The sequence below is a fragment of the Rheinheimera marina genome (assembly GCF_042654345.1).
Taxonomy (GTDB): domain Bacteria; phylum Pseudomonadota; class Gammaproteobacteria; order Enterobacterales; family Alteromonadaceae; genus Pararheinheimera; species Pararheinheimera marina.
Genome location: NZ_JBHSGB010000006.1, coordinates 286,629 through 305,594, shown reverse-complemented (window position 1 = coordinate 305,594; position 18,966 = coordinate 286,629). Strand labels below are relative to the sequence as shown.

At 52.4% G+C, this 18,966-nt stretch carries 22 protein-coding genes; 9 read left to right on the top strand and 13 right to left on the bottom strand.

Annotated elements, in window-relative coordinates:
- The first annotated feature begins 168 nt into the window (after nt 1-168).
- Nucleotides 169-1,188 (top strand): hypothetical protein, encoded by a 1,020-nt coding sequence (locus ACFO3I_RS07435; protein WP_377332975.1) that lies wholly within the window; start codon nt 169-171, stop codon nt 1,186-1,188.
- A gap of 47 nt (nt 1,189-1,235) precedes the next feature.
- Here the strand turns inward: ACFO3I_RS07435 and ACFO3I_RS07430 are convergent, their stop codons facing one another.
- The 4 genes from ACFO3I_RS07430 to ACFO3I_RS07415 form a co-directional block, all read right to left on the bottom strand.
- Entirely contained in the window at nt 1,236-1,574 is a 339-nt protein-coding gene (locus ACFO3I_RS07430; RefSeq protein WP_377332973.1) for a PDZ domain-containing protein, read from the bottom strand.
- Nucleotides 1,575-1,678: 104 nt separating this feature from the next.
- Entirely contained in the window at nt 1,679-2,458 is a 780-nt protein-coding gene (locus tag ACFO3I_RS07425; RefSeq protein ID WP_377332971.1) for a substrate-binding periplasmic protein, read from the bottom strand.
- Between the two features lie 54 nt (nt 2,459-2,512).
- The gene (locus ACFO3I_RS07420; protein ID WP_377332970.1) at nt 2,513-2,845 is read right to left on the bottom strand and encodes a DMT family transporter; all 333 of its coding nucleotides are present in this window, start codon (nt 2,843-2,845) and stop codon (nt 2,513-2,515) included.
- A 158-nt stretch (nt 2,846-3,003) separates the two neighbouring features.
- Nucleotides 3,004-3,252 carry a DUF3297 family protein gene (locus ACFO3I_RS07415; protein WP_377332968.1) on the bottom strand — a complete coding sequence of 83 codons (249 nt, stop codon included), beginning with the start codon at nt 3,250-3,252 and terminating at the stop codon, nt 3,004-3,006.
- A 240-nt stretch (nt 3,253-3,492) separates the two neighbouring features.
- Between ACFO3I_RS07415 and ACFO3I_RS07410 the strand changes: the two genes are divergently transcribed.
- Nucleotides 3,493-3,927, top strand: coding sequence for a hypothetical protein (locus ACFO3I_RS07410; RefSeq protein WP_377332967.1), 435 nt, complete (start codon nt 3,493-3,495; stop codon nt 3,925-3,927).
- A gap of 50 nt (nt 3,928-3,977) precedes the next feature.
- Here ACFO3I_RS07410 and hisIE read toward each other — a convergent pair whose 3' ends face one another.
- The 8 genes from hisIE to hisG are packed head-to-tail and all read right to left on the bottom strand — an operon-like array spanning nt 3,978 to nt 11,131.
- Nucleotides 3,978-4,619, bottom strand: coding sequence for a bifunctional phosphoribosyl-AMP cyclohydrolase/phosphoribosyl-ATP diphosphatase HisIE (hisIE, locus tag ACFO3I_RS07405; protein ID WP_377332966.1), 642 nt, complete (start codon nt 4,617-4,619; stop codon nt 3,978-3,980).
- A complete protein-coding gene (gene hisF, locus ACFO3I_RS07400; protein WP_377332965.1) occupies nt 4,616-5,389 on the bottom strand; it encodes an imidazole glycerol phosphate synthase subunit HisF in 774 nt (257 codons plus the stop codon). The genes hisIE and hisF overlap by 4 nt, the downstream gene beginning before the upstream one ends.
- Nucleotides 5,371-6,108: a 1-(5-phosphoribosyl)-5-[(5-phosphoribosylamino)methylideneamino]imidazole-4-carboxamide isomerase gene (gene hisA / locus ACFO3I_RS07395; RefSeq protein WP_377332963.1), complete on the bottom strand. Its 738-nt coding sequence runs from the start codon at nt 6,106-6,108 to the stop codon at nt 5,371-5,373. Before hisA ends, hisF begins: the two co-directional genes overlap by 19 nt.
- Nucleotides 6,109-6,117: 9 nt before the next feature.
- Nucleotides 6,118-6,723 carry an imidazole glycerol phosphate synthase subunit HisH gene (gene hisH / locus ACFO3I_RS07390; protein WP_377332962.1) on the bottom strand — a complete coding sequence of 202 codons (606 nt, stop codon included), beginning with the start codon at nt 6,721-6,723 and terminating at the stop codon, nt 6,118-6,120.
- The gene (gene hisB, locus ACFO3I_RS07385; protein WP_377332961.1) at nt 6,723-7,793 is read right to left on the bottom strand and encodes a bifunctional histidinol-phosphatase/imidazoleglycerol-phosphate dehydratase HisB; all 1,071 of its coding nucleotides are present in this window, start codon (nt 7,791-7,793) and stop codon (nt 6,723-6,725) included. The genes hisH and hisB overlap by 1 nt, the downstream gene beginning before the upstream one ends.
- A gap of 45 nt (nt 7,794-7,838) precedes the next feature.
- Nucleotides 7,839-8,894, bottom strand: a complete 1,056-nt coding sequence (hisC, locus tag ACFO3I_RS07380) for a histidinol-phosphate transaminase (RefSeq protein ID WP_377332959.1) — start codon at nt 8,892-8,894, stop codon at nt 7,839-7,841.
- Nucleotides 8,891-10,222: a histidinol dehydrogenase gene (hisD, locus tag ACFO3I_RS07375; RefSeq protein ID WP_377332957.1), complete on the bottom strand. Its 1,332-nt coding sequence runs from the start codon at nt 10,220-10,222 to the stop codon at nt 8,891-8,893. Before hisD ends, hisC begins: the two co-directional genes overlap by 4 nt.
- A gap of 6 nt (nt 10,223-10,228) precedes the next feature.
- On the bottom strand, nt 10,229-11,131 hold the full coding sequence (gene hisG, locus ACFO3I_RS07370) for an ATP phosphoribosyltransferase (RefSeq protein WP_377332955.1): 903 nt from the start codon (nt 11,129-11,131) through the stop codon (nt 10,229-10,231).
- Nucleotides 11,132-11,587: 456 nt separating this feature from the next.
- Between hisG and ACFO3I_RS07365 the strand changes: the two genes are divergently transcribed.
- The 4 genes from ACFO3I_RS07365 to ACFO3I_RS07350 all read left to right on the top strand — a co-directional run bounded on the left by ACFO3I_RS07365 (nt 11,588) and on the right by ACFO3I_RS07350 (nt 14,952).
- Complete coding sequence (locus ACFO3I_RS07365) at nt 11,588-11,863, top strand: hypothetical protein (RefSeq protein ID WP_377332953.1); 276 nt, start codon at nt 11,588-11,590, stop codon at nt 11,861-11,863.
- 84 nt (nt 11,864-11,947) lie between these two features.
- Nucleotides 11,948-13,870 (top strand): ATP-dependent DNA helicase, encoded by a 1,923-nt coding sequence (locus ACFO3I_RS07360; RefSeq protein ID WP_377332951.1) that lies wholly within the window; start codon nt 11,948-11,950, stop codon nt 13,868-13,870.
- A 21-nt stretch (nt 13,871-13,891) separates the two neighbouring features.
- Nucleotides 13,892-14,611 (top strand): tRNA (adenosine(37)-N6)-threonylcarbamoyltransferase complex dimerization subunit type 1 TsaB, encoded by a 720-nt coding sequence (tsaB, locus tag ACFO3I_RS07355; RefSeq protein WP_377332949.1) that lies wholly within the window; start codon nt 13,892-13,894, stop codon nt 14,609-14,611.
- Nucleotides 14,612-14,646: 35 nt separating this feature from the next.
- Nucleotides 14,647-14,952: a hypothetical protein gene (locus tag ACFO3I_RS07350; protein WP_377332947.1), complete on the top strand. Its 306-nt coding sequence runs from the start codon at nt 14,647-14,649 to the stop codon at nt 14,950-14,952.
- Between the two features lie 18 nt (nt 14,953-14,970).
- On the opposite strand, the gene ACFO3I_RS07345 is transcribed toward ACFO3I_RS07350, so the two are convergent.
- Nucleotides 14,971-16,266 (bottom strand): alkaline phosphatase, encoded by a 1,296-nt coding sequence (locus tag ACFO3I_RS07345; protein ID WP_377332945.1) that lies wholly within the window; start codon nt 16,264-16,266, stop codon nt 14,971-14,973.
- Nucleotides 16,267-16,514: 248 nt separating this feature from the next.
- Here ACFO3I_RS07345 and ACFO3I_RS07340 point away from each other — a divergent pair, with 248 nt between their 5' ends.
- The 3 genes from ACFO3I_RS07340 to ACFO3I_RS07330 are packed head-to-tail and all read left to right on the top strand — an operon-like array spanning nt 16,515 to nt 18,781.
- The gene (locus ACFO3I_RS07340) at nt 16,515-17,114 is read left to right on the top strand and encodes a Slp family lipoprotein (protein WP_377332943.1); all 600 of its coding nucleotides are present in this window, start codon (nt 16,515-16,517) and stop codon (nt 17,112-17,114) included.
- A complete protein-coding gene (locus ACFO3I_RS07335) occupies nt 17,080-17,925 on the top strand; it encodes a class I SAM-dependent methyltransferase (RefSeq protein WP_377332941.1) in 846 nt (281 codons plus the stop codon). Before ACFO3I_RS07340 ends, ACFO3I_RS07335 begins: the two co-directional genes overlap by 35 nt.
- Entirely contained in the window at nt 17,903-18,781 is an 879-nt protein-coding gene (locus tag ACFO3I_RS07330; RefSeq protein ID WP_377332939.1) for an alpha/beta fold hydrolase, read from the top strand. The genes ACFO3I_RS07335 and ACFO3I_RS07330 overlap by 23 nt, the downstream gene beginning before the upstream one ends.
- The last annotated feature ends 185 nt before the right edge of the window (nt 18,782-18,966 follow it).

The window sequence follows — 18,966 nt, the reverse complement described above, 5'->3', positions numbered from 1 at the left end:
TTCCCTGTTTTTATTGGTTTGACCCAGCATAAAACAAAAGTGCAGCCAGGGGTAGGCGAGGGGGAAATAAGTTCTGAGCTGGAATTTTGTCGGGTAGTCTGGCAATTTGTTTTCAATTTGGGGGTTTTGTACGGTATTGTTATATCTTTGTAAATAAGGAGTTGTTTGATGAAATATGGATATGTGTTGATGTTCGCTTTGGCGTTGGCTGGCTGTGGCGGTGGTTCTGGCGACGGTACCGAGGACGTGCCAGCGCCGTTATCAGTGGCTTATACCGGGGTGTGGGGTATCGACGGACTGGCAGTAGTCATGGTTTCCCAAAGCAGTATCAGCACTTATGTGTTTGATGACAGCAAGGGTTGTTACGAAGCGGACTTTTTTAATGTGGTGGCCAGCACGGCCAATTCGGTAACCAGTAAAGACGTGACCACAGGCGAGCAAAGTACAACGTCGTTCAGCCTGGCTGGCGCGGCGCTGAAACTCAAAGAAGGCAAAGACGAGCTAGAACTGCCTGCGCTGCAAAGCTTTTGGCCGACACCGGGCTGCGCCAATCCGCAAAATCTGAGCACTGTGAAAGCGGAGCTGGAATTGGCTTATTTACCTCCTTCAGTCACTATCAACAGAACTGCTTCGCAACTCAACCAAATTGAATACGACTACGCGATTTCGTTCGACCTGAATAAAAATGGCAAAACCGATGAGGGCGATATTAATTTCCAGATCCTGCATTTCAAAAATACACGGTTCTTCCCTGACAATTATTCCTTGCCTCTGGTCGATTTAGGGGCGCAGATTTGGACCCATTACCCTGAAAATGGCACTGGGCGACTCTTGTCCACATCCAGCACCTCGCCAACCATGGCTTTGGGTCTGCAGCAACAGGGCAACACCTTGACCTTTGTTGCGCAAGTCCCACAACATGCGGCGCTGATGAGGTTATCCGAGGACACGCCAGTAAGAGCTCAGGCTTTTATCCGATACTCGCAGCCGGAAACTGCTGTTCTGCCAGGTTATGCCGATGGCCCCTGGAAGTGGAGCGACGCAGAACATGTTGATGTGCTGCCTGAGTCGGGAACTTTGATACCGAACACCTTTGTCGACCAACGGATGACGGACCCGGCTGGCGATTTACTCAAAGGTCAGGCCCAGTGGGCGGATATTAAATCGCTGAAGCTGACTTACAACTAACTGGTGGTAAAGGCTGCCCGGGCGGGCGTTAGCACGCCTGAGCTGTCTTATTCGAAGAGGATGCTGACCAGCTGCTCTTTCCCATCAGGATTTGCGACTAGTAGCTGAAGTGTTTCACCAGTGGCTTTTTTCATCAGGGTACGGGCTTTATTGGCCGGACAGCCAGGGATTTTGCAGTCATCAATAGCAAGGATAGTCTGGCCTGCTACCAATCCGGCTTTTTCGGCCAAAGAGCCGGGATGCACCTGTTTAATTTTAAATTCTTGTACTTCTGGGCTGAACATACCGCTGACGCTGACATCTCCCACCAGGCCTAAACCTGCAGCCATCGTCTGAGAGGACCAACAACACACTACTATCAGTGCTGTGACTAGCGGCTTTTTCATAAAATTCCTTATCCGCGGTGTTATGGGAAATAATGATTTTTAACTTTTTTGTAACGGGGCAGCGTAGCTGTCTTAACCTGAGTTTGGCAAGTAAGATCTGAGACTTATTGCAACACCGTACTCCAGCCATATTTTTGCAAAATGGCTTTATGGGCAGTGGAGCCATAAACTTTGGCCCAACTTTGCCGCAGGTGATCACGTTGTTGCTGGCTCAGCGCTTTGCGGCTGGCGGCAAAATACACCGGGTTGCGGTTGACCAGCAATTGCTCGACATAGTCTGCCGCCTGTTCTGGATGGCTGCTGGCCCATCGCTCGTATTGGGCTTTTTCACCAATGATGCCAAGTACTCGTTGATGTTGCAGAAACGCCAGTTGATGGCTGATGGTTTGCGCCGGTTGCAGTTTACGTTCAAAGGCGGGGTTACGCCTTAACTGCTGATACTCTTCGCCATAAAAACCATCACGCAATACGGCGATTTTTCCAGGCAGCTGCAACAGGTCATCCAGCTTCAACACTTGCTGTTGATAGTCCCGTCGCAGTACCAGCACCATTTCTTCCATATAGTGGCTGCCAATAAAGTCGGCATAACGCTCACGTTCCGCTGTTTTGGACAAGGTCATCACTAAATCGAGCTCCCCGTCCTGCAACATCACTAAACCGCGGGCCCAGGGCACTTTAATCAGTTGAATGCTGCAGTCCGCACTTTGCGCCAATAGCTGAAGCAATTCTTGCTGCAGCGCACGCCAGCGGCTGGGCTCAGTCGAGGTACTTTGATGCGGTTGTTCTGTAACCGGAACTGTTAAATGACAAGGAAGGGAAGAGGCAAATGCCGGGCTGCACAACACCGTCAAAAGACATACGAATAAAACAACACCAGTGTTCATACTGCTCCTTAACAGGCAAGGAACTTGGCAGGTCTGTTCAGCATAGTTGCATTCTTAGTGCGGGCTGGTTTTTGATAATAAATTCAGCACCAGGACACCACTAATAATCAGTGCCATACCGACCAGACCCCAATGGTCAATTTTTTGGCCGTGCCACAGCCAGGCGACCAGAGACACTAACACTATGCCTAGCCCAGACCATACAGCGTAAGCAATGCCAACAGGAATACTCTTCAGTGTCAGCGATAGAAAGTAAAAAGCGGCGGCATAACCTGTAACCACCAGCAGAGAGGGGAGAAGTTTGCTAAAGCCTTCGCTGGATTTCAGACTTGAGGTGGCAATCACCTCACAGACAATGGCAATGCCTAAAAATAACCAGTTTTTCATCTGTTGCTCCGCGGCAAAACTAAAACCACAGGCTAACTCAGATGCGCAGAAAAATGCAGTCTTGTAGTTTTTTGCCGCTTGTGTGCACAACACTCAGGTGCGGAACAAACAAAAAGGCAGCCAATCCAGGCTGCCTTGTGTTGTAAGGGCACAGAAGCTTAGCGGTAATAGGCTTCAACAGTGCCTTTAATGCTGATTAGCAGCGCATTACCACGGCGGTCCACGGCTTTACCTGCCGGCACTTTTACCCAGCCTTCGCTGATGCAGTACTCTTCCACGTCAAAGCGCTCTTTGCCGTTTAAGCGAATGCCAATGTCATGGGCAAAGACTTCGGCATTGTAATGTGGGCTGCGTGGGTGGACAGAAAGACGGTCCGGTAAATCCGGGCGGGCGACGGTATCGTTCATGGCGTTGGCCTGTCAGTTAAAAAAGTGTGCCATTGTAGGCAATTGCCTTAGGGCTGCTCAAGGGTGAACTAACAAAAAGCTGTAGACCCCAGTGCTGGTCGGCTCACCCGGCAGGTAAACACATAGTCATCGACAGGTTGTGTAATTGTTGCGTAATCTGGAGGCTTAAACAACATAGTGTTGCTTCACGCCTTTTGGCTTTGACTGCACAGTACTGATAACAACAGGAGTATGACCCCGATGACGGAACCACAACAGGCTGCGCCAGACTCGCCACAACCTATATTACAGGGCTCAGTGTCTGCTGAGTGCGATGCGCCAACACAGGCTCAACATATGGATCAACAGCGACCGAATGAAACCTTAGCGACGGAGCTGCATTTCGAACTGTTAAAACAATATGCCTGGTTATCGTCGGCGATTTGTGGTGGTCTGGTACTGCTGATCCAAACCAAACTGATTGAAGCGGGCAAAGATGTCTATATTGCTTTGGCGATTTTTGGCTTGTCGGTGCTGAGTTCTATTTTGGGTCAGGACTACATGGTGGATTCTCTACTCAAAGGCAAAAACGTGTTTCAAGTGGCGAAACAGTTGGCCCGTATCCGGTTTTTCTCGGTGTTTGCTATTGGTATAGGATCGGGTTATCTGGTGGCTGGGTTATTTCTATTTACTTAAGTGGCAGCCGCTCGGTATAAAGCGGCTGCCACAGGTTGTGGCCAAGGCCGCTATTTATGCCGCTGTTTTAATACCTGCACCACATCGTCCAGCGCCATATCCTGGCTGCGTAATAACACCAGCAGGTGGTACAACAAATCGGCTGCTTCGTTTTTCAACTCTTCTTTATCGCCAACTGTGGCAGCCAATGCGGTTTCCACGCCTTCTTCCCCCACTTTTTGCGCAATGCGTTTGACACCTTTGGCAAATAAACTGGCGGTGTAGCTGGTGCTGGGGTCAGCGCCGTAGCGGCTGTGGATCACTTGTTCCAGATCGTCAATAAAACTCAGGCTGGGACTATTGGCGTCGGTGTCAAACCAGCAGGTTTCGCTGCCAGTGTGGCAGGTAGGGCCTTGTGGCAGCGCCAAAGCCAGAATGCTGTCGCGGTCACAATCGGCGGTCATGTTGTACAGCTTCAGCGTATGGCCTGAGCTTTCGCCTTTGGTCCAAAGCCGGTTTTTGCTGCGACTGAAAAAGGTGACAGCACCAGTTTGCAGGCTATGTTCCAGCGCTTCACGGTTGGCGTAACCCTGCATCAGCACTTTGCCGGAACGGGCGTGCTGGACTATGACTGGCAGCAAGCCTTGGACTGGCAGCAAACCATCGCCTTTGGAAAAATCCAGTTGGTCTAAATTTTCAAGAGTCAGTTTCATGGCCGGATCTCCAACTGCTGTGCCAGCAAATACTGCTTTAAATCAGGTATGGCAATTACGCCTTTGTGAAACACCGACGCGGCCAAGGCACCGTCAACATCGGCTTGTTTGAATACGTCAGCAAAATGCGCCTTAGCACCGGCACCGCCACTGGCAATCAGCGGCACCGAGCAACTCGCCCGCACGGCTTTGAGCTGAGCAATATCATACCCCTGGCGCACGCCGTCCTGGTTCATGCAGTTGAGTACAATTTCACCTGCCCCCAGTTGCTGCACCTGTTTCACCCAGTCCAGCGTTAACCAGCTGGTTTTTTGGGTGCGGTGTTCATCGCCGGTAAACTGATACACCTGATACTGGCCCGTTGCTTTGTCAAAGAAGCTGTCGATACCGACCACCACACATTGCTGGCCGAAGTTGTGTTCCAGCTCGCTAATCAGCTCAGGCCGTGCCAGCGCTGGGCTGTTCACCGAAATTTTGTCGGCGCCCATTTCTAAAATCAGCCCTGCGTCGGCCACAGATTTAATACCACCTGCGACACAAAATGGAATATCAATGACTTCAGCAATGCGGCGCACCCAGCTTTTATCCACCACACGGCCATCGCTGGAGGCGGTAATGTCGTAAAACACCAGCTCGTCGGCGCCTTGTTCGGCGTAAGCCTGCGCCAGCGGCACTATTTCGCCGATAATTTCGTGGTTACGAAATTGCACGCCTTTCACCACTTTGCCATCCCGCACATCCAGACAGGGAATTAAGCGTCTTGCCAGCATTGAATTGCCTCCTGCACGGTAAATTTACCTTCGAGTAAAGCGCGGCCTAAAATCACACCACCAACCCCTGTTGGTTTTAATGCGCTGATATCTGACAAGGCGCCGACACCGCCAGAGGCCTGCCAGACAATTTGCGGATAACGGGCCGCCACTTCATGGTACAAGGCCTGATTTGGGCCTTGCAGAGTACCGTCTTTGCTGATGTCGGTGCAGAGCACATGGCGGGCACCAGAGCTTAAGTAGCCATCCAGTAATTGCTCCAGCCTGAGTTCACTTTGTTCAATCCAGCCATGGCTTGGCAGGGTTTTGGCGCCATCAGCACGAATGACGACATCAAGCGCCAACACGATACGTTCACCACCGTATTGGCGTAACCAGTCACTGACCAGTTCAGGCTGGCGAATCGCAACACTGCCAACTACTACGCGTGAAGCACCAGCTTCGAGCAGTTGCTCCACATCGGCTTCGGTGCGCACACCACCACCGACCTGAACTGGCAGCGGTGCGTTTTGCATCAGTTGTTTGAGTAGTGGCAATTGGCGCTCAGCAGCGTTTTTTGCGCCGGTTAAATCCACCAGATGCAGCAGGCCTGCGCCTGCTTCGGCGTATAAATCCCGCAGCTGCAGCGGGCTTTGCGTATATTCTGTCGTCTGGTCGTAACTGCCCTGATAAAGCCGCACCGTTTTACCGTTAATCAAATCAATTGCAGGAATAATCACAAGCTTTCCTCAATCAGCCTTCAGGCTTAAAAAGTTCTGTAACAGCAGCGCGCCCACTTTGCCGGAGCGCTCCGGGTGAAACTGAGCACCAAATTTATTGCCCTGACCAATCACTGCCGCAAAGCGCTGGCCATAGTCGCAACTGGCGAGCGTAATGGCCGATGGCGCCACCGCAAAGCTATGCACAAAGTAGACATAATCCTGTGCGCCAATACCGGCGAGCAACGGGTGCTGTTGTCCGGCGTCGGTGGTCGTCAACGTATTCCAGCCCATATGCGGTAAGCGCAGCTTGCCGACCTGCATGCGTTTGACTTCGCCGGGTAAAATACCTAAACAGGCGACATCACCTTCTTCGCTGTGGTCGGTCAAAAGCTGCATACCTAAGCAAATGCCAAGCAATGGCTGTGGCGCGGCTTTTAAAGTGTCGATTAAATCACGCTGCTGTAAATTGCTCATGGCCTGACGGGCGGCGCCAACACCAGGCAACAGCAGTTTGGCGGCGTTTTTAATCTCGCCAAGGTCGCGGCTGACTTTGGCCTCCACCCCCAGGCGTTTAAAGGCGCAGTACACAGAGCTGATATTGGCGCAGCCGGTATCAACAATCACCAGGCTCATCAGAGCACTCCTTTACTGCTTGGCAATGCATCGCCGCTGACTTTAATGGCCTGGCCCAAGGCGCGGCCAAACGCTTTAAACAAGCCTTCCACCATATGGTGTTTGTTGCCTGGGCTGACGGACAAGTGCAGCGTCATCAGCATGGCGTCGCTAAGGCTTCTGAAAAAGTGCTGCACCATTTCCAGATTCAGGGTGCCGACCTGACCCTGACCAAGCTCAGCGTCAAATTTCAACAGCGGCCGGCCGGATAAATCCAGCACACATTCGGCGCGGCATTCATCCATCGGCAGCACAAAACCAAAACGTTGAATGCCTTTTTTATTGCCAAGTGCTTGTTTCAGCGCCTGCCCCAGCGCCAGTGCTGCGTCTTCCACACTGTGGTGGTCATCAATATGTAAATCGCCTTCGACGGTCAGCTTTAATAAGAAGCCGCCGTGGGTGGCTATTTGGTCCAACATATGGTCAAAAAAGCCAACGCCGGTGCTGATTTGGTTGGCGCCGCTTTGGTCTAAATCCACCGTCACCTGAATATTGGTTTCGCGGGTCACCCGGCTGACACTGGCGGTGCGGCCTTTGCTTAGCAGCGCCTGAGTAATGGCTTTCCAGCCCAAAGTGCTCCGGTCGTAACGGAAACTGCGCAGGCCCATATTCTCGGCCAGCTGCACGTCGGTTTGGCGGTCACCAATCACAAAAGAATTGGTAAAGTCGATTTTGCCTTGCTGCAGGTAGTCCTTCACCAGCCCGAGTTTGGGTTTGCGGCAGCTGCAGTTGTCTCGCTCAAAGTGCGGGCAAATCAGCACGTCGTCAAATCGAATGCCTTGCGAGGTCAGCAGCTGCATCATTTTGTCATGTGGTGCGTCAAAGGTGTCGCGAGGAAAGCTGTCGGTGCCCAGGCCGTCCTGATTGGTGACCATCACCAGCCGGTAACCGGCACTTTGTAACTTCAGCAGGCTTGGCACTAAATCTGGCTCGTAAGTCAGTTTTTCCAGGCTATCCAGTTGTTTGTCGACAGGTGGCTCTTCCACCATGGTGCCGTCGCGGTCGATAAATAAAATAGGCAAAGCGGTCATTGCAAACCTCAGCTCATCAATTCTTTTGGAAAATCATAATCATCATCAAAACGACAGCTCTGCCATTACGGCTTTTAGCTGTTGCATCTCGGCCGGGCTGCCAATCGACACCCGCACCACCTGGCCCAGGCCAATTTGGCTGGACTGGTTGCGAATTAAAATGCCTTTGTCGGCAATGGCGCTTACCACAGCGGCGGCGTCAGGCACGCTCAGCAGCACATAGTTGGCAGCCGTGCTGTACACCCGGCTGACATAGGGCAAGTCGGCGGCAAAACGGCTGAAATGGTCGCGTTCGCGCAAAATGGTCTGCACTCTGCTGCGCATCTGCTGCTGGCCTTCTTTGGACAGTGCCTGCACCGCAATGTCTGCTACAGGCGCCGGCACCGGGTAGGGCGCAATCATTTGTTTCAGTGCGGCAATCACAGGCGGCTGCGCCAGGGTAAAGCCACAGCGCAGGCCAGCCAGCGCAAAGGCTTTGGACAAGGTACGCAGCACCACCAAATGCGGGTAGTCGGCCAGTAAATTCACCACAGTCGCTTCTGGAGCAAACTCAATATAGGCTTCATCCAGCACCACCAGTGCTTTGCCGGCGAAAAACTCCAGTACCTCAATTATTTGCTGACGTGGAATTAAGTCTCCCGTCGGGTTGTTCGGGCTGCAGATAAACACCAGCTTGGTGTCTGGCGCCGCAAAGAGCGCTGGCAGGTCCAGCGTCAGCTCCTTGGTCAGCGGCACTGTATTGACCTCAACGTCCTGGCTAAAGGCGCTGATTTTGTACATGCCATAGGTCGGTGGGCAAATGCTGATGCGGTCTTTACCCGGCTCACAGAAGCTTTTGATTAAGAGTTCAATGCCTTCGTCGGCGCCGCGGCTGGTCAGCACCTGATCAGGGCTGACACCAGCGTAGCTGGCATAGGCCTGGATCAAGGCTGGTGGCTGGCAATCCGGGTATCTGTTGTAGTCGCCACTTAACTGATACTGGGTAGCCAGCGAATTTTCATTGGCGTTGAGCCAGACCGACCCACCACTCATGCTAAGCCGGGCCGAGGCGTACGGCACCAGGTTTTTGACTTTATCGCGGGCTAATTCACTGATCTTCATGCCGAAACATCCTCTTGGCTGGCCTGGCTTTTTAATACATCTAAGCGAAACAACACGGCATTAGCGTGGGCGTCTAAGCCTTCGGCTTTGGCCAGTTTGACAATGGTTGGCCCCAGCGCGCGCATGCCGGCTGCTGTCAGTTTTTGCACTGTGTAACGGCGGTAAAAATCGGCCAGGCTTAAACTGCTGTGGTTGCGGCTATAGCCGTAAGTCGGCAACACATGGTTCGTACCACTGGCGTAATCACCGGCTGACTCCGGCGTAAAAGGCCCGACAAAAATGCTGGCGGCATTGGTAAGGCTGCCAAGCAGTTGCTCGTCGTCACGGGTCTGAATAATCAGGTGCTCTGGCGCATATAAATTGCTGACCAGCGCTGCGCTGGCCAAATCTTTGGTTAAAATCAGCCGACTGTTGGCCAGTGCCTTTTCGGCAATAGCGCCGCGGGGTAATAAGGCGGTTTGGCGTTCCAGTTCCACCACCACCGCATCGAGCAAGGCTTCAGAGGGGCTGACCAGCACCACTTGCGAATCCGGGCCGTGCTCGGCTTGCGACAATAAATCGGCGGCAACAAACACCGGGTTGGCGCTGTCATCGGCTATCACCAGCACCTCAGAGGGGCCCGCTGGCATATCAATGGCCGCGCCGCGGGCATCCTGACTGACTTGCTGTTTGGCTTCGGTAACATAGCGGTTGCCGGGGCCAAATATTTTATCGACAGGCACAATAGTGTCAGTGCCATAGGCTAAAGCGGCAATGGCCTGAGCGCCGCCTAAGGTGTAAATTTCGCTGATGCCGCAGAGTGAGGCTGCATAGACAATTTCGGCGGCAATGTCACCAGCCTGAGGCTGACCCGGCGGCGTCACCAGCACCACACGCGGGCAGCCCGCTAACTGAGCCGGAATACCCAGCATTAATACAGTTGAAGGCAGTGGCGCACTGCCGCCTGGCACATACAAACCCACGCTGGTGATGGCCTGGTATTTCAGCTGGCAGGTCACGCCGGGTTGGGTGTCCAGTTCAATGTCTTGCGGAACTTGCGCGGCGTGAAAACGACGGATATTGCCATAAGCCGTTTCAATGGCTTGTTTCAGCTCATCCGATAAACCGCTGATTAACTGCTGCTGGCGCTCGGCGGATAAACGCAGCGGGTTGTCAGCAACCCGGTCGAACTCTGCGCTGAAACGGCGTAGCGCCACATCGCCTTCGGTTTTCACTGCCTGAATAATACTGCGCACTGCATCGGTCAATTGCTGCGATTGCTGTTGCAGCGGACGGGCCAGCAGCTGTTGCTGTGCCGCTTGCTGCGCAGGCCAAGCTTGGATTTGCATGCTGGTTTACTCCATCATCTTTTCAATCGGCAGCACCAGAATCGAGCTAGCGCCCAGCGCTTTGAGCTTTTCCATGGTTTCCCAGAACAGGGTTTCGCTGCTGACCACGTGGATGGCAACCATGGCGTCATTGCCAGCCAGCGGCAATAAGGTCGGGTTCTCAGCGCCAGGTAATAACGCAATCACCTGTTCCAGCTGAGCCCGTGGGGCGTGCAGCATAATGTATTTGCTTTCATTGGCTTGCATCACGCCTGCGATACGTGGCATCAGTTTGTTGATCATGTTCAGCTTGTTGCTTTCTGCCAGATCGCGGCGCTGAATAAGCACAGCTTTGGAGCGGTAAATTACCTCTACTTCTTTCAGGCCATTGGCTTCGAGCGTGGCACCGGTGGAAACTAAATCACAGATGGCACTGGCGAGACCTGCACGAGGTGCCACTTCCACTGAACCTTTTAACGTCACCACCCGGGCATTGACGCCATTTTGTTTCAGGTAGCGGTTGAGCAGGCGAGGGTAGGTGGTCGCAATGGTGCGACCTTCCAAATCTTTCACCGACTGGTAGTTTTCTTCTTGTGGTACTGCAATAGATAAACGGCAGCCGCCAAAGTCTAAGCGGGTTAACACCTGATAATTATAAGGTTCGTTGTCGATCTGGCGCTGCAGCGACAGCTCTTCCAGCACGTTTTCGCCGACAATGCCAAGGTCACAGACACCATCCATCACCAGGCCCGGAATATCGTCGTCGCGCACCCGCAGCAGGTCGATCTCCATATTCTCGACATGGGCAATCAGGCGCTGCTCACGTAAGTTGATTTTCAAACCACAACTGGTCAGCAGTGCTTGTGAATCCTGCGATAAGCGACCGGATTTCTGCATCGCAATACGTAATCTTTTGCCGTCTACTGTCATATGCTGTCTCGTCTATTTTTTAAAGCGTTAAAAACAAAAACCCCGGGGTTCTGGCCCCGGGGTTTTTGTTTGCATCTGTTGCAGAGTTCCCATCGGAGGCCGTGTACAAACTAGCCTCCATGGTCAACAAGGACTAGCTAGTCGGACAAATGATGGTGATGATGGTGCCAGCTGTTGAACAATTTCATGAGTATCTCCTGCTTAGGTTGTATACAAGCTAGCGGATTTGCGCAGTACAGGCAAGCAGAAAATTCAATGATTTTTCCAATCCAATTGGTTTGGAGATTTGTTTAATGCTTTGAATTTATTGTGTTTGATGATGATTTGTGAATTTGTTCTATAAGCGACGGTCAAAATAAACAAGAGAGTCAGGCTTTTGATTTGGTTAATATGTAAGCAGGTTGTATAGATAAAGTTGTGGCGGTTCCGGCCGATAACAATACAAAGGAGGCTTTGATGGACATCTTATTTCCTTATTTGCAGCGACCGCCGGGCACACCAACCGCATCAGCTGGGCCTATGATCACGCCGGTGTTTAAAGACGCCCGGATCAGCGCTTATGACAGAAACGAAAAACGTTTTTTAATACTGCTCAAAGAACAGCAGAAGCAGCAAAAAGGCCGGAATGGCCAGGGACAAGCCGCTTCGGCAGCCGCAGCAGTTACCCCTCAGATCACACCGGAAGCCGATCAGCACGCTGATGCCGATGGTCACTTAGATATTTTTGTCTGACAAAGGCATAATAGCGGCTGTTTTTCTCAGCAGGTTAGTGGATTTGCAGCATTTCAGTTTTCCAGCCCGGCAAGGTCAGCGCTGATGTTCCGTCAACGAGTGGAATCGGCTTTTGCCGAACAAGGCGCCTTGTCGCAGGCGATTGCCGGTTTTCGCGCCCGCGACCCACAAAAACAAATGGCGCTGGCGGTCACATCGGCCATAGAGCAAGGCTCCGCCCTGGTGGTCGAAGCTGGTACGGGCACAGGCAAAACCTTCGCGTATTTAGTACCGGCTTTGTTGTCGGGCAAAAAGGTGATCCTGTCGACCGGGACCAAAAACCTGCAGGAGCAGCTGTTTTTCCGTGATTTGCCGACTGTGCTCAAAGCGCTGAAATTACCGGTCGAGACCAGTCTGCTCAAAGGCCGCTCCAACTACCTCTGCCTGTTCCGGCTGCAGCAGCATTATGGCCATGCGCCCAGCATGGAACCTGCGCTGCTGAATGATTTGGCACTGATCAAAAAGTGGTCGGTGGAAACACAAAGTGGTGACGTCGGAGAGCTGACTTACATTGCTGAAGACTCAAAAGCCCTGCCTTTAGTCACCAGTACCACAGACAACTGCTTGGGCAAAGACTGCCCCAGCTTTGAAGATTGCCACCTGCTTAAGGCGCGCAAAAAAGCCCAACAAGCTGATTTAGTTGTAGTGAATCACCATTTGTTTTTTGCCGACATGGCACTGAAAGACACTGGCTTTGGCGAACTGTTACCGCAAATGGATGTGGTGATTTTTGATGAAGCCCATCAAATTCCTGATATTGCGTCCGAGTATTTTGGCGAATCCTTGTCGACCCGAACTTTGTTAGAACTGTGCAAAGAGCTGGACCTGGTCTGCAAAACCGAACTGCGCGACCACCCGCAGCTCAGCAAAACCGCCGATAAGCTGGCGATGCTGACCCGCGATTTACGGCTGTTATGGCCGGAGGACCCGCAGCGCGGCAACTGGCGGGACGCGTATCAGCGGCCGGAAATTCAGCTGGCACTGACCCGGGTGTTCGACGCTATGGGCATGTTGTATCAGGTTCTCAAAGGCAGTCTTGGCCGCAATGAGGTGGTGGACCATGTATTTGAGCGGCTGACTCAGGCGAAAAACCAGCTGGAGAAATTGCAGGACGTGCAAAAAACCGGCGTCAGCTTTTGGTATGAAACCAGCCGTCAACATTTAGGCCTGCATTTAACGCCGCTTAGCATTGCCGATAAATTCAGTGAGCTGGTGTTCGGTCAGAAAAGGGCTTGGGTATTCACTTCGGCCACCTTGTCGGTGGACAACGGCTTTGACCATTATGCCGCGCAAATGGGGCTGCAAAATGCTGCGACCTTGCTGCTCGACAGTCCATTTGATTACCAGCAACAGGCCATGTTGCTGGTGCCACGTTATTTACCTGAACCGAGCGACCCACGTTTTGCTCAGGCGCTGCTGAAAGTGGCGGTACCTCTGATTGAAGCCAATCGGGGCCGCTGCTTTTTCCTGTTTACCAGTCACCGCATGTTGCAGTGGATGGCGAATGAATTGCCACAGCATTTAAGCTTGCCTGTACTGGTGCAGGGCAGTACCAGCAAACGCTTGTTGCTGGAGCAGTTTGTTGAAACCCGACATGCCGTATTGCTCGGCACCGGCAGTTTCTGGGAAGGGGTGGATGTGCGGGGGGACACCTTAAGTTGTGTCATTATCGACAAACTGCCTTTTGCGTCACCGGACGACCCTTTATTGCAGGCGCGACATGAAGATTGCCAGCTCAAAGGGCAAGACCCTTTTGCGTTGGTGCAGTTACCTCAGGCCGTTATTACCTTAAAACAAGGGGTAGGCCGGCTGATTCGGGATGTGTCCGACCAGGGCGTGCTGGTGATTGGTGATAACCGGCTGGTCACTAAGCCTTATGGTGCCGTATTTTTGAAAAGTTTACCGCCAATGCGGCGTAGCCGGGACCTGCACTCTGCGGTAGAATTTCTGCAGCAATTACAAGATTAAGTACGAGATTAAGGAGTGCTGGTGAAATTACTGGCCCTGGATACATCCACTGAAGCTTGCTCGGTGGCGTTACAACTGAATGATCAACTGCTGACACTGGACGAAGTCTGTCCGCAACAACACAGCAAACGGGTGTTGCCTATGGTGCAGCAATTGCTGAGCCAGGCTGGCCTGACCTTGCAGCAACTGGACGGTTTAGTCTTTGGCAAAGGTCCGGGCAGCTTTACTGGTGTGCGTATTGGTGTTGGTGTGGCACAAGGTCTGGCCTTTGGCGCCGATCTTCCGGTTTATGGTGTGTCGACACTGGCGGCCATGGCACAGGCGGCGCATCGTGTGCATCAGGCCCATCAGGTGGTAGCTGCTATTGATGCGCGTATGAGTGAAGTCTATATCGCCAGTTTTTCGCTGGATGATTTTGGCCTGATGCAGCCACTTAGCGAAGAAATTGCCTGTAAACCTGCGTCGCTGCCGGCTCCGAAGCTCAAGGGCCCTATTTGTGCGGTCGGCACTGGCTGGCAGACCTATTTGCAAGCGCTGACAGACTGGCATAAAACTGGCAATTCCGGAGAAGAGGATTTCGCACAGGTGCTGCACAGCCCAACAATTCTGTACCCTTCAGCACAGGATATGTTGCCGCATGCGGCAATGGCTTGCCGTTTGGGGCAATTTTTTGCCGCTGAACAGGCCGAGCCAAGTTATGTTCGTGACGAGGTCACCTGGCAAAAGCTGCCGGGCCGGTAAAAAATAAACTGACTTAAACAGGCGGAACGAATTTCATGAGTGTGACTGTCAGTCGTGACATTCCACAAAGCCAGAATGTGGCACAGGTTTTTCAGGGGCTGGCGTCTTTGCCGGTGCCTGCCAAGCCTGTGGCGGAAAAACCTGCCCAGCCAGAAGGCAGTGGCGTTAAAGCCAGTGCTCAGGTGATCAGTCTGCTGGATGAACAGCAGGAGCAACGCCGCACCAGTTACGACCAGCCTAATAACAAAAACCGTCAGGCACTGCAGGCTTATCAAAGCCTGGCGAATCAGGAAAAACGCGAACAAATCCAGCAGCTATTCAGTGTGGATTTGTTCGCTTAGAGTCTCTTTTCCCGTCACTTACTTCTGAATAAACTCAATCAGCTTGGCAGCGATATCGGTATTGTCCTGGAAACCAGCAAAGGCCGCTTTGTCAGCGCCATAAGCGAGCACAGGCACGTCAATGGCGGTATGGGCTCCACTGGTCCATCCGGTTAACGAATGATGATCAATGCGCTGTTTGACTGCTTTGGCAAGCGTTTTCTGGCCTTCGGCACGGGCGTTGACCAGCAGTTGTTGTTCTTCAGCAGACAGCGGCAAAGAGGTAAAGCTCAACCAGGCCTGATACAAGGTGGCTGCATCTTTCAGTGGCAGCAGTTGGTCTGCAATATAGTCACCGCTGTTTTTCACTTTTTTAATCACATCCCGTTTCCAGGCGTACTGGCCGTTTGCACCCAAAGATAAACCACCGGTTTCATGGTCGGCGGTGATCACCAGCAGGGTATCCGGGTGACTGTCGACATAGGCCTTCGCCACTTTAATGGACTCAGCGAAATCGCGCATTTCTGCCATGGCGCAGGCAACGTCGTTGGCGTGACCACACCAGTCAATCTGACTGCCTTCAATCATCACCACAAAGCCTTTTTCACTGCCGCTCATCAGCTGCAGCGCTTTTTCGGTCATTTGTTTGAGCGGTGCAGGTTCTGGGTTATCAATGGTGCTGACAAAGCCTTCTGGTGCCAGTAACGCCATGGCAGGTAATTTATTCAACTGACGCAGGCCGTCCCAGTTGTCGGCGTATTGGTAGCCTTCGCTTTTAAACTGCTCGACCAGGTTGCGGTCTTTACGGATAAAGTACTGAGTGCCGCCACCGAGCATCAGATCGGCGACTGGCTTGCCATGGACTCTGTTATCAAAGAAATCATCGGCAATAGCGTCGTAGTTACGGCGCGCCGGGTCGTGTGCAATAAAGCTGGCTGGAGTGGCGTGGTTAATCTGGGCGGTGGCGACCACCCCTGTGGTTTTGCCTTTGGCTTTGGCAATTTCCAGCATGGTGGTCAGGTTATGGTGTTGATGATCCACCGAAATGGCGCCGTTATAGGTTTTATGGGTGGTGGCCAGCGCTGTGGCGGCTGCAGCTGAGTCCGTCACGACCGTATCGTCATCAGGATAGGTGGTGGCAACGCCAACCCAAAGCTCATCAAATATGGTGCGCTCCACGGTTTTGGTGGCCGGGTCGTCCATATAATACCGGTAGGCAGCCAGATAAGCCGGGCCCATGCCGTCGCCAATCATATAGATAATATTTTTTGGTGCCGCCAGTGCAGGGGCTGCAGCCAGGGCAGCGCAGACCATTAACGCAGTTTTTTTTAACATCGTTTGACCTTTTTCAACAAATTGCCCGTTTACAGGCAGGTAGACTCAGCAAGGGTTCATCTTAAGGTACTAGGCTGGGATGACAAAATGATAAACACGCCCAGTGGGTAGTTGGCTCAGACGAAAGCCTGGTTGTCGCGAAAGTGCAGCCGGTGCTTGCGCCGGATGCGGCCTTCGCATAGAGTAAAACGGAACTAACTCGCCTGCTGGATATCTAAGCTGTATCACGCCAAGAGGTAAAAATTATCATGATAAAACAATCTGTTGCCATTCTGTTCGGATTGGTGGTGTTGGCGGGTTGTGCCAGTTACCCAGAGCAGGTCCGTATTGCAGACAACGTGGCGCTGGTGAATTACGACACAGCGGTGCAAGCCGGAACTGATTTTGGCACTGCACGCTGGAGTGGAGTGATTGCTGCAGTCAGCAATCAGAAAGATAAAACCCGGCTGGAAGTGGTGTATTTCCCATCCGGTTCTAATGGTCGTCCTGCTGTATCCGATCAGAGCCACGGCCGTTTTGTGGCGTACATCAAAGGATTCCTGGATCCGATGGTGTACCAACAAGGCAAATCTGTGACTGTGTTGGGTGAACTGGGCCGCAAAGAGCAAGGCAAAGTGGATCAATACGAGTATGTTTATCCGGTCATTAACGACGCAAAAGTCTATGTCTGGCCTAAATTGCAGGACACCCGGGTCGAGTATGTGGATCCATGGCCTTATTACCGTCCTTATCCGTACTGGAGTGGGTTTTACGGTCCAGGCATCCGAGTGAAAACCATTACAAAACAAACTACAACCACACAAGGTCCGGTTCATGTCGATAACAACAAGACTAAAGTACAGCCTTAGCTTTGTATGCCTCTTTCATTTTGCAGCGTCTGCGGCAACCCCGCAGGCTGCTGACTTACAACATTGGGTCGATCAGCCCATCCGCAGTGCCGAAGACAAGGCTCGCGATCCATACCGGCACCCGGTAGAAACCTTAAGTTTCTTCGGCTTAAAACCCGACATGCAGGTGTTGGAAATTTGGCCGGCCCGCGGCTGGTACACCGAAATTCTGGCGCCTTATCTGAAAGACAAAGGCAAACTGACGGTGGCAACCTTTCGCAGCGATGACGGTAGCATGACGGATGACAGGAAGATTTTCTGGAGCCGCATTACCGAAAAGCTGAACCAGCACCTGACACAAAACGCATCCTATTTTGGCCCGGTGCAGCAACTGGAGTTTGACCCTCCGGCTTATATGTATATGGGGCCGGTGAACCAGTACGATATGGTGCTGTCGTTCCGCAATAGCCATATCTGGAATGAACAGGGCTACCTGCTGGACGTGTTTCGCGCAGTCTACGACGTGCTAAAACCCGGTGGGGTCTTTGGTTTGGTGGACCACAGGGCCAGTAAAGTGTCTGAAATTTCCAGCTCAGCGGTTGAAGGCTATCTGGATGAATCCTATGTGATTCACGTGGCTGGTCTTGCGGGCTTTCAATTGGTGGCGCAATCCGAAATTAATGCCAACCCGAACGACACTAAAGATTATCCAAAAGGCGTGTATGCTTTGCCTCCGACACTGGCCATGGGCTTGGCTGATCGCAGCAAATATCTGGCGATCGGGGAAAGCGACAGGATGACGCTGAAATTTGTTAAACCAACACTGCAATAATCCAGCCTTAGAGCGCCAGCTAAGTTTCACCTTAGCTGGTAATTTAACGTTGGCGGCCTGGCAATCTGGTCAGGCAGAGCAGCCTGATGCACTTTGTCTGCATGGCTGGTTAGACAACGCCAACAGCTTTGCGCCTTTGGCGCAGCAGCTCCTTACGTATTCACTATTGGCGCTGGATTTGCCCGGCCATGGCTGGTCGTCGCACCGAAGCCCGGATGCCAGCTATCATTTTCTCGACTATGTGCACGATATCGCCAGTTTATTGCGTCAGCAATCATGGGGTCCGATCAGTCTGATTGGCCACTCGATGGGCGGTATGATTGCCTCTGTACTGGCAGCTGTGCACCCGGAGCTGGTGAAGCAGCTGATCCTGATTGACTCTTTTGGTCTGGTACTGGGCGATGCCAGGGCGGTGGTGCAGCAATTACGCAGTGCCAGTCAGAGTCGCTGGCAAAGTGAACGCAAACAAAAGCCGCTGTACCCTGATCTTGCCGCGGCGGCACAGGCGCGATTGCAGCAAGGCGATTTGGATGTTGCCAGTGCCTTGCTGCTGGCCGAGCGGGGCACTGAGCCAGTGGAGAATGGCTGCAGCTGGCGCGCTGATTTACGGCTGCGTGAGTCGTCCATGTACCGGCTGATGCCCGAACAGGCCGAGCAACTGCTGCGTGCTATTGCATGCCCAGTACATGTGTTGATGGCCGAGCAGGGCTTACCGATGATGCAAGATGCTCAGCAGCGTTTTGCCGGATGTTACGCCAAACTTAATCTGCTGACGGTGCCAGGCGGACATCATTGTCATATGACTCAATCGGTTGCTGTTGCTAAGCAAATAGAGCAGCTTTTGCTGGTCAGCTGAAATTTCCTGCTGTTATAGTGATTATAAAAATGGATGATTCAGCGAACAATTGTACAAATAAAGCAATTATGGGATGATGCCGGATTAGAGTAAAAACTCGACCTTTGCTTTGTGGGCCACGTTAACTGGGCATATCAAGGCAAAACGCTCACTAAAATAATTATAAAACTGCCAATACCACGAGG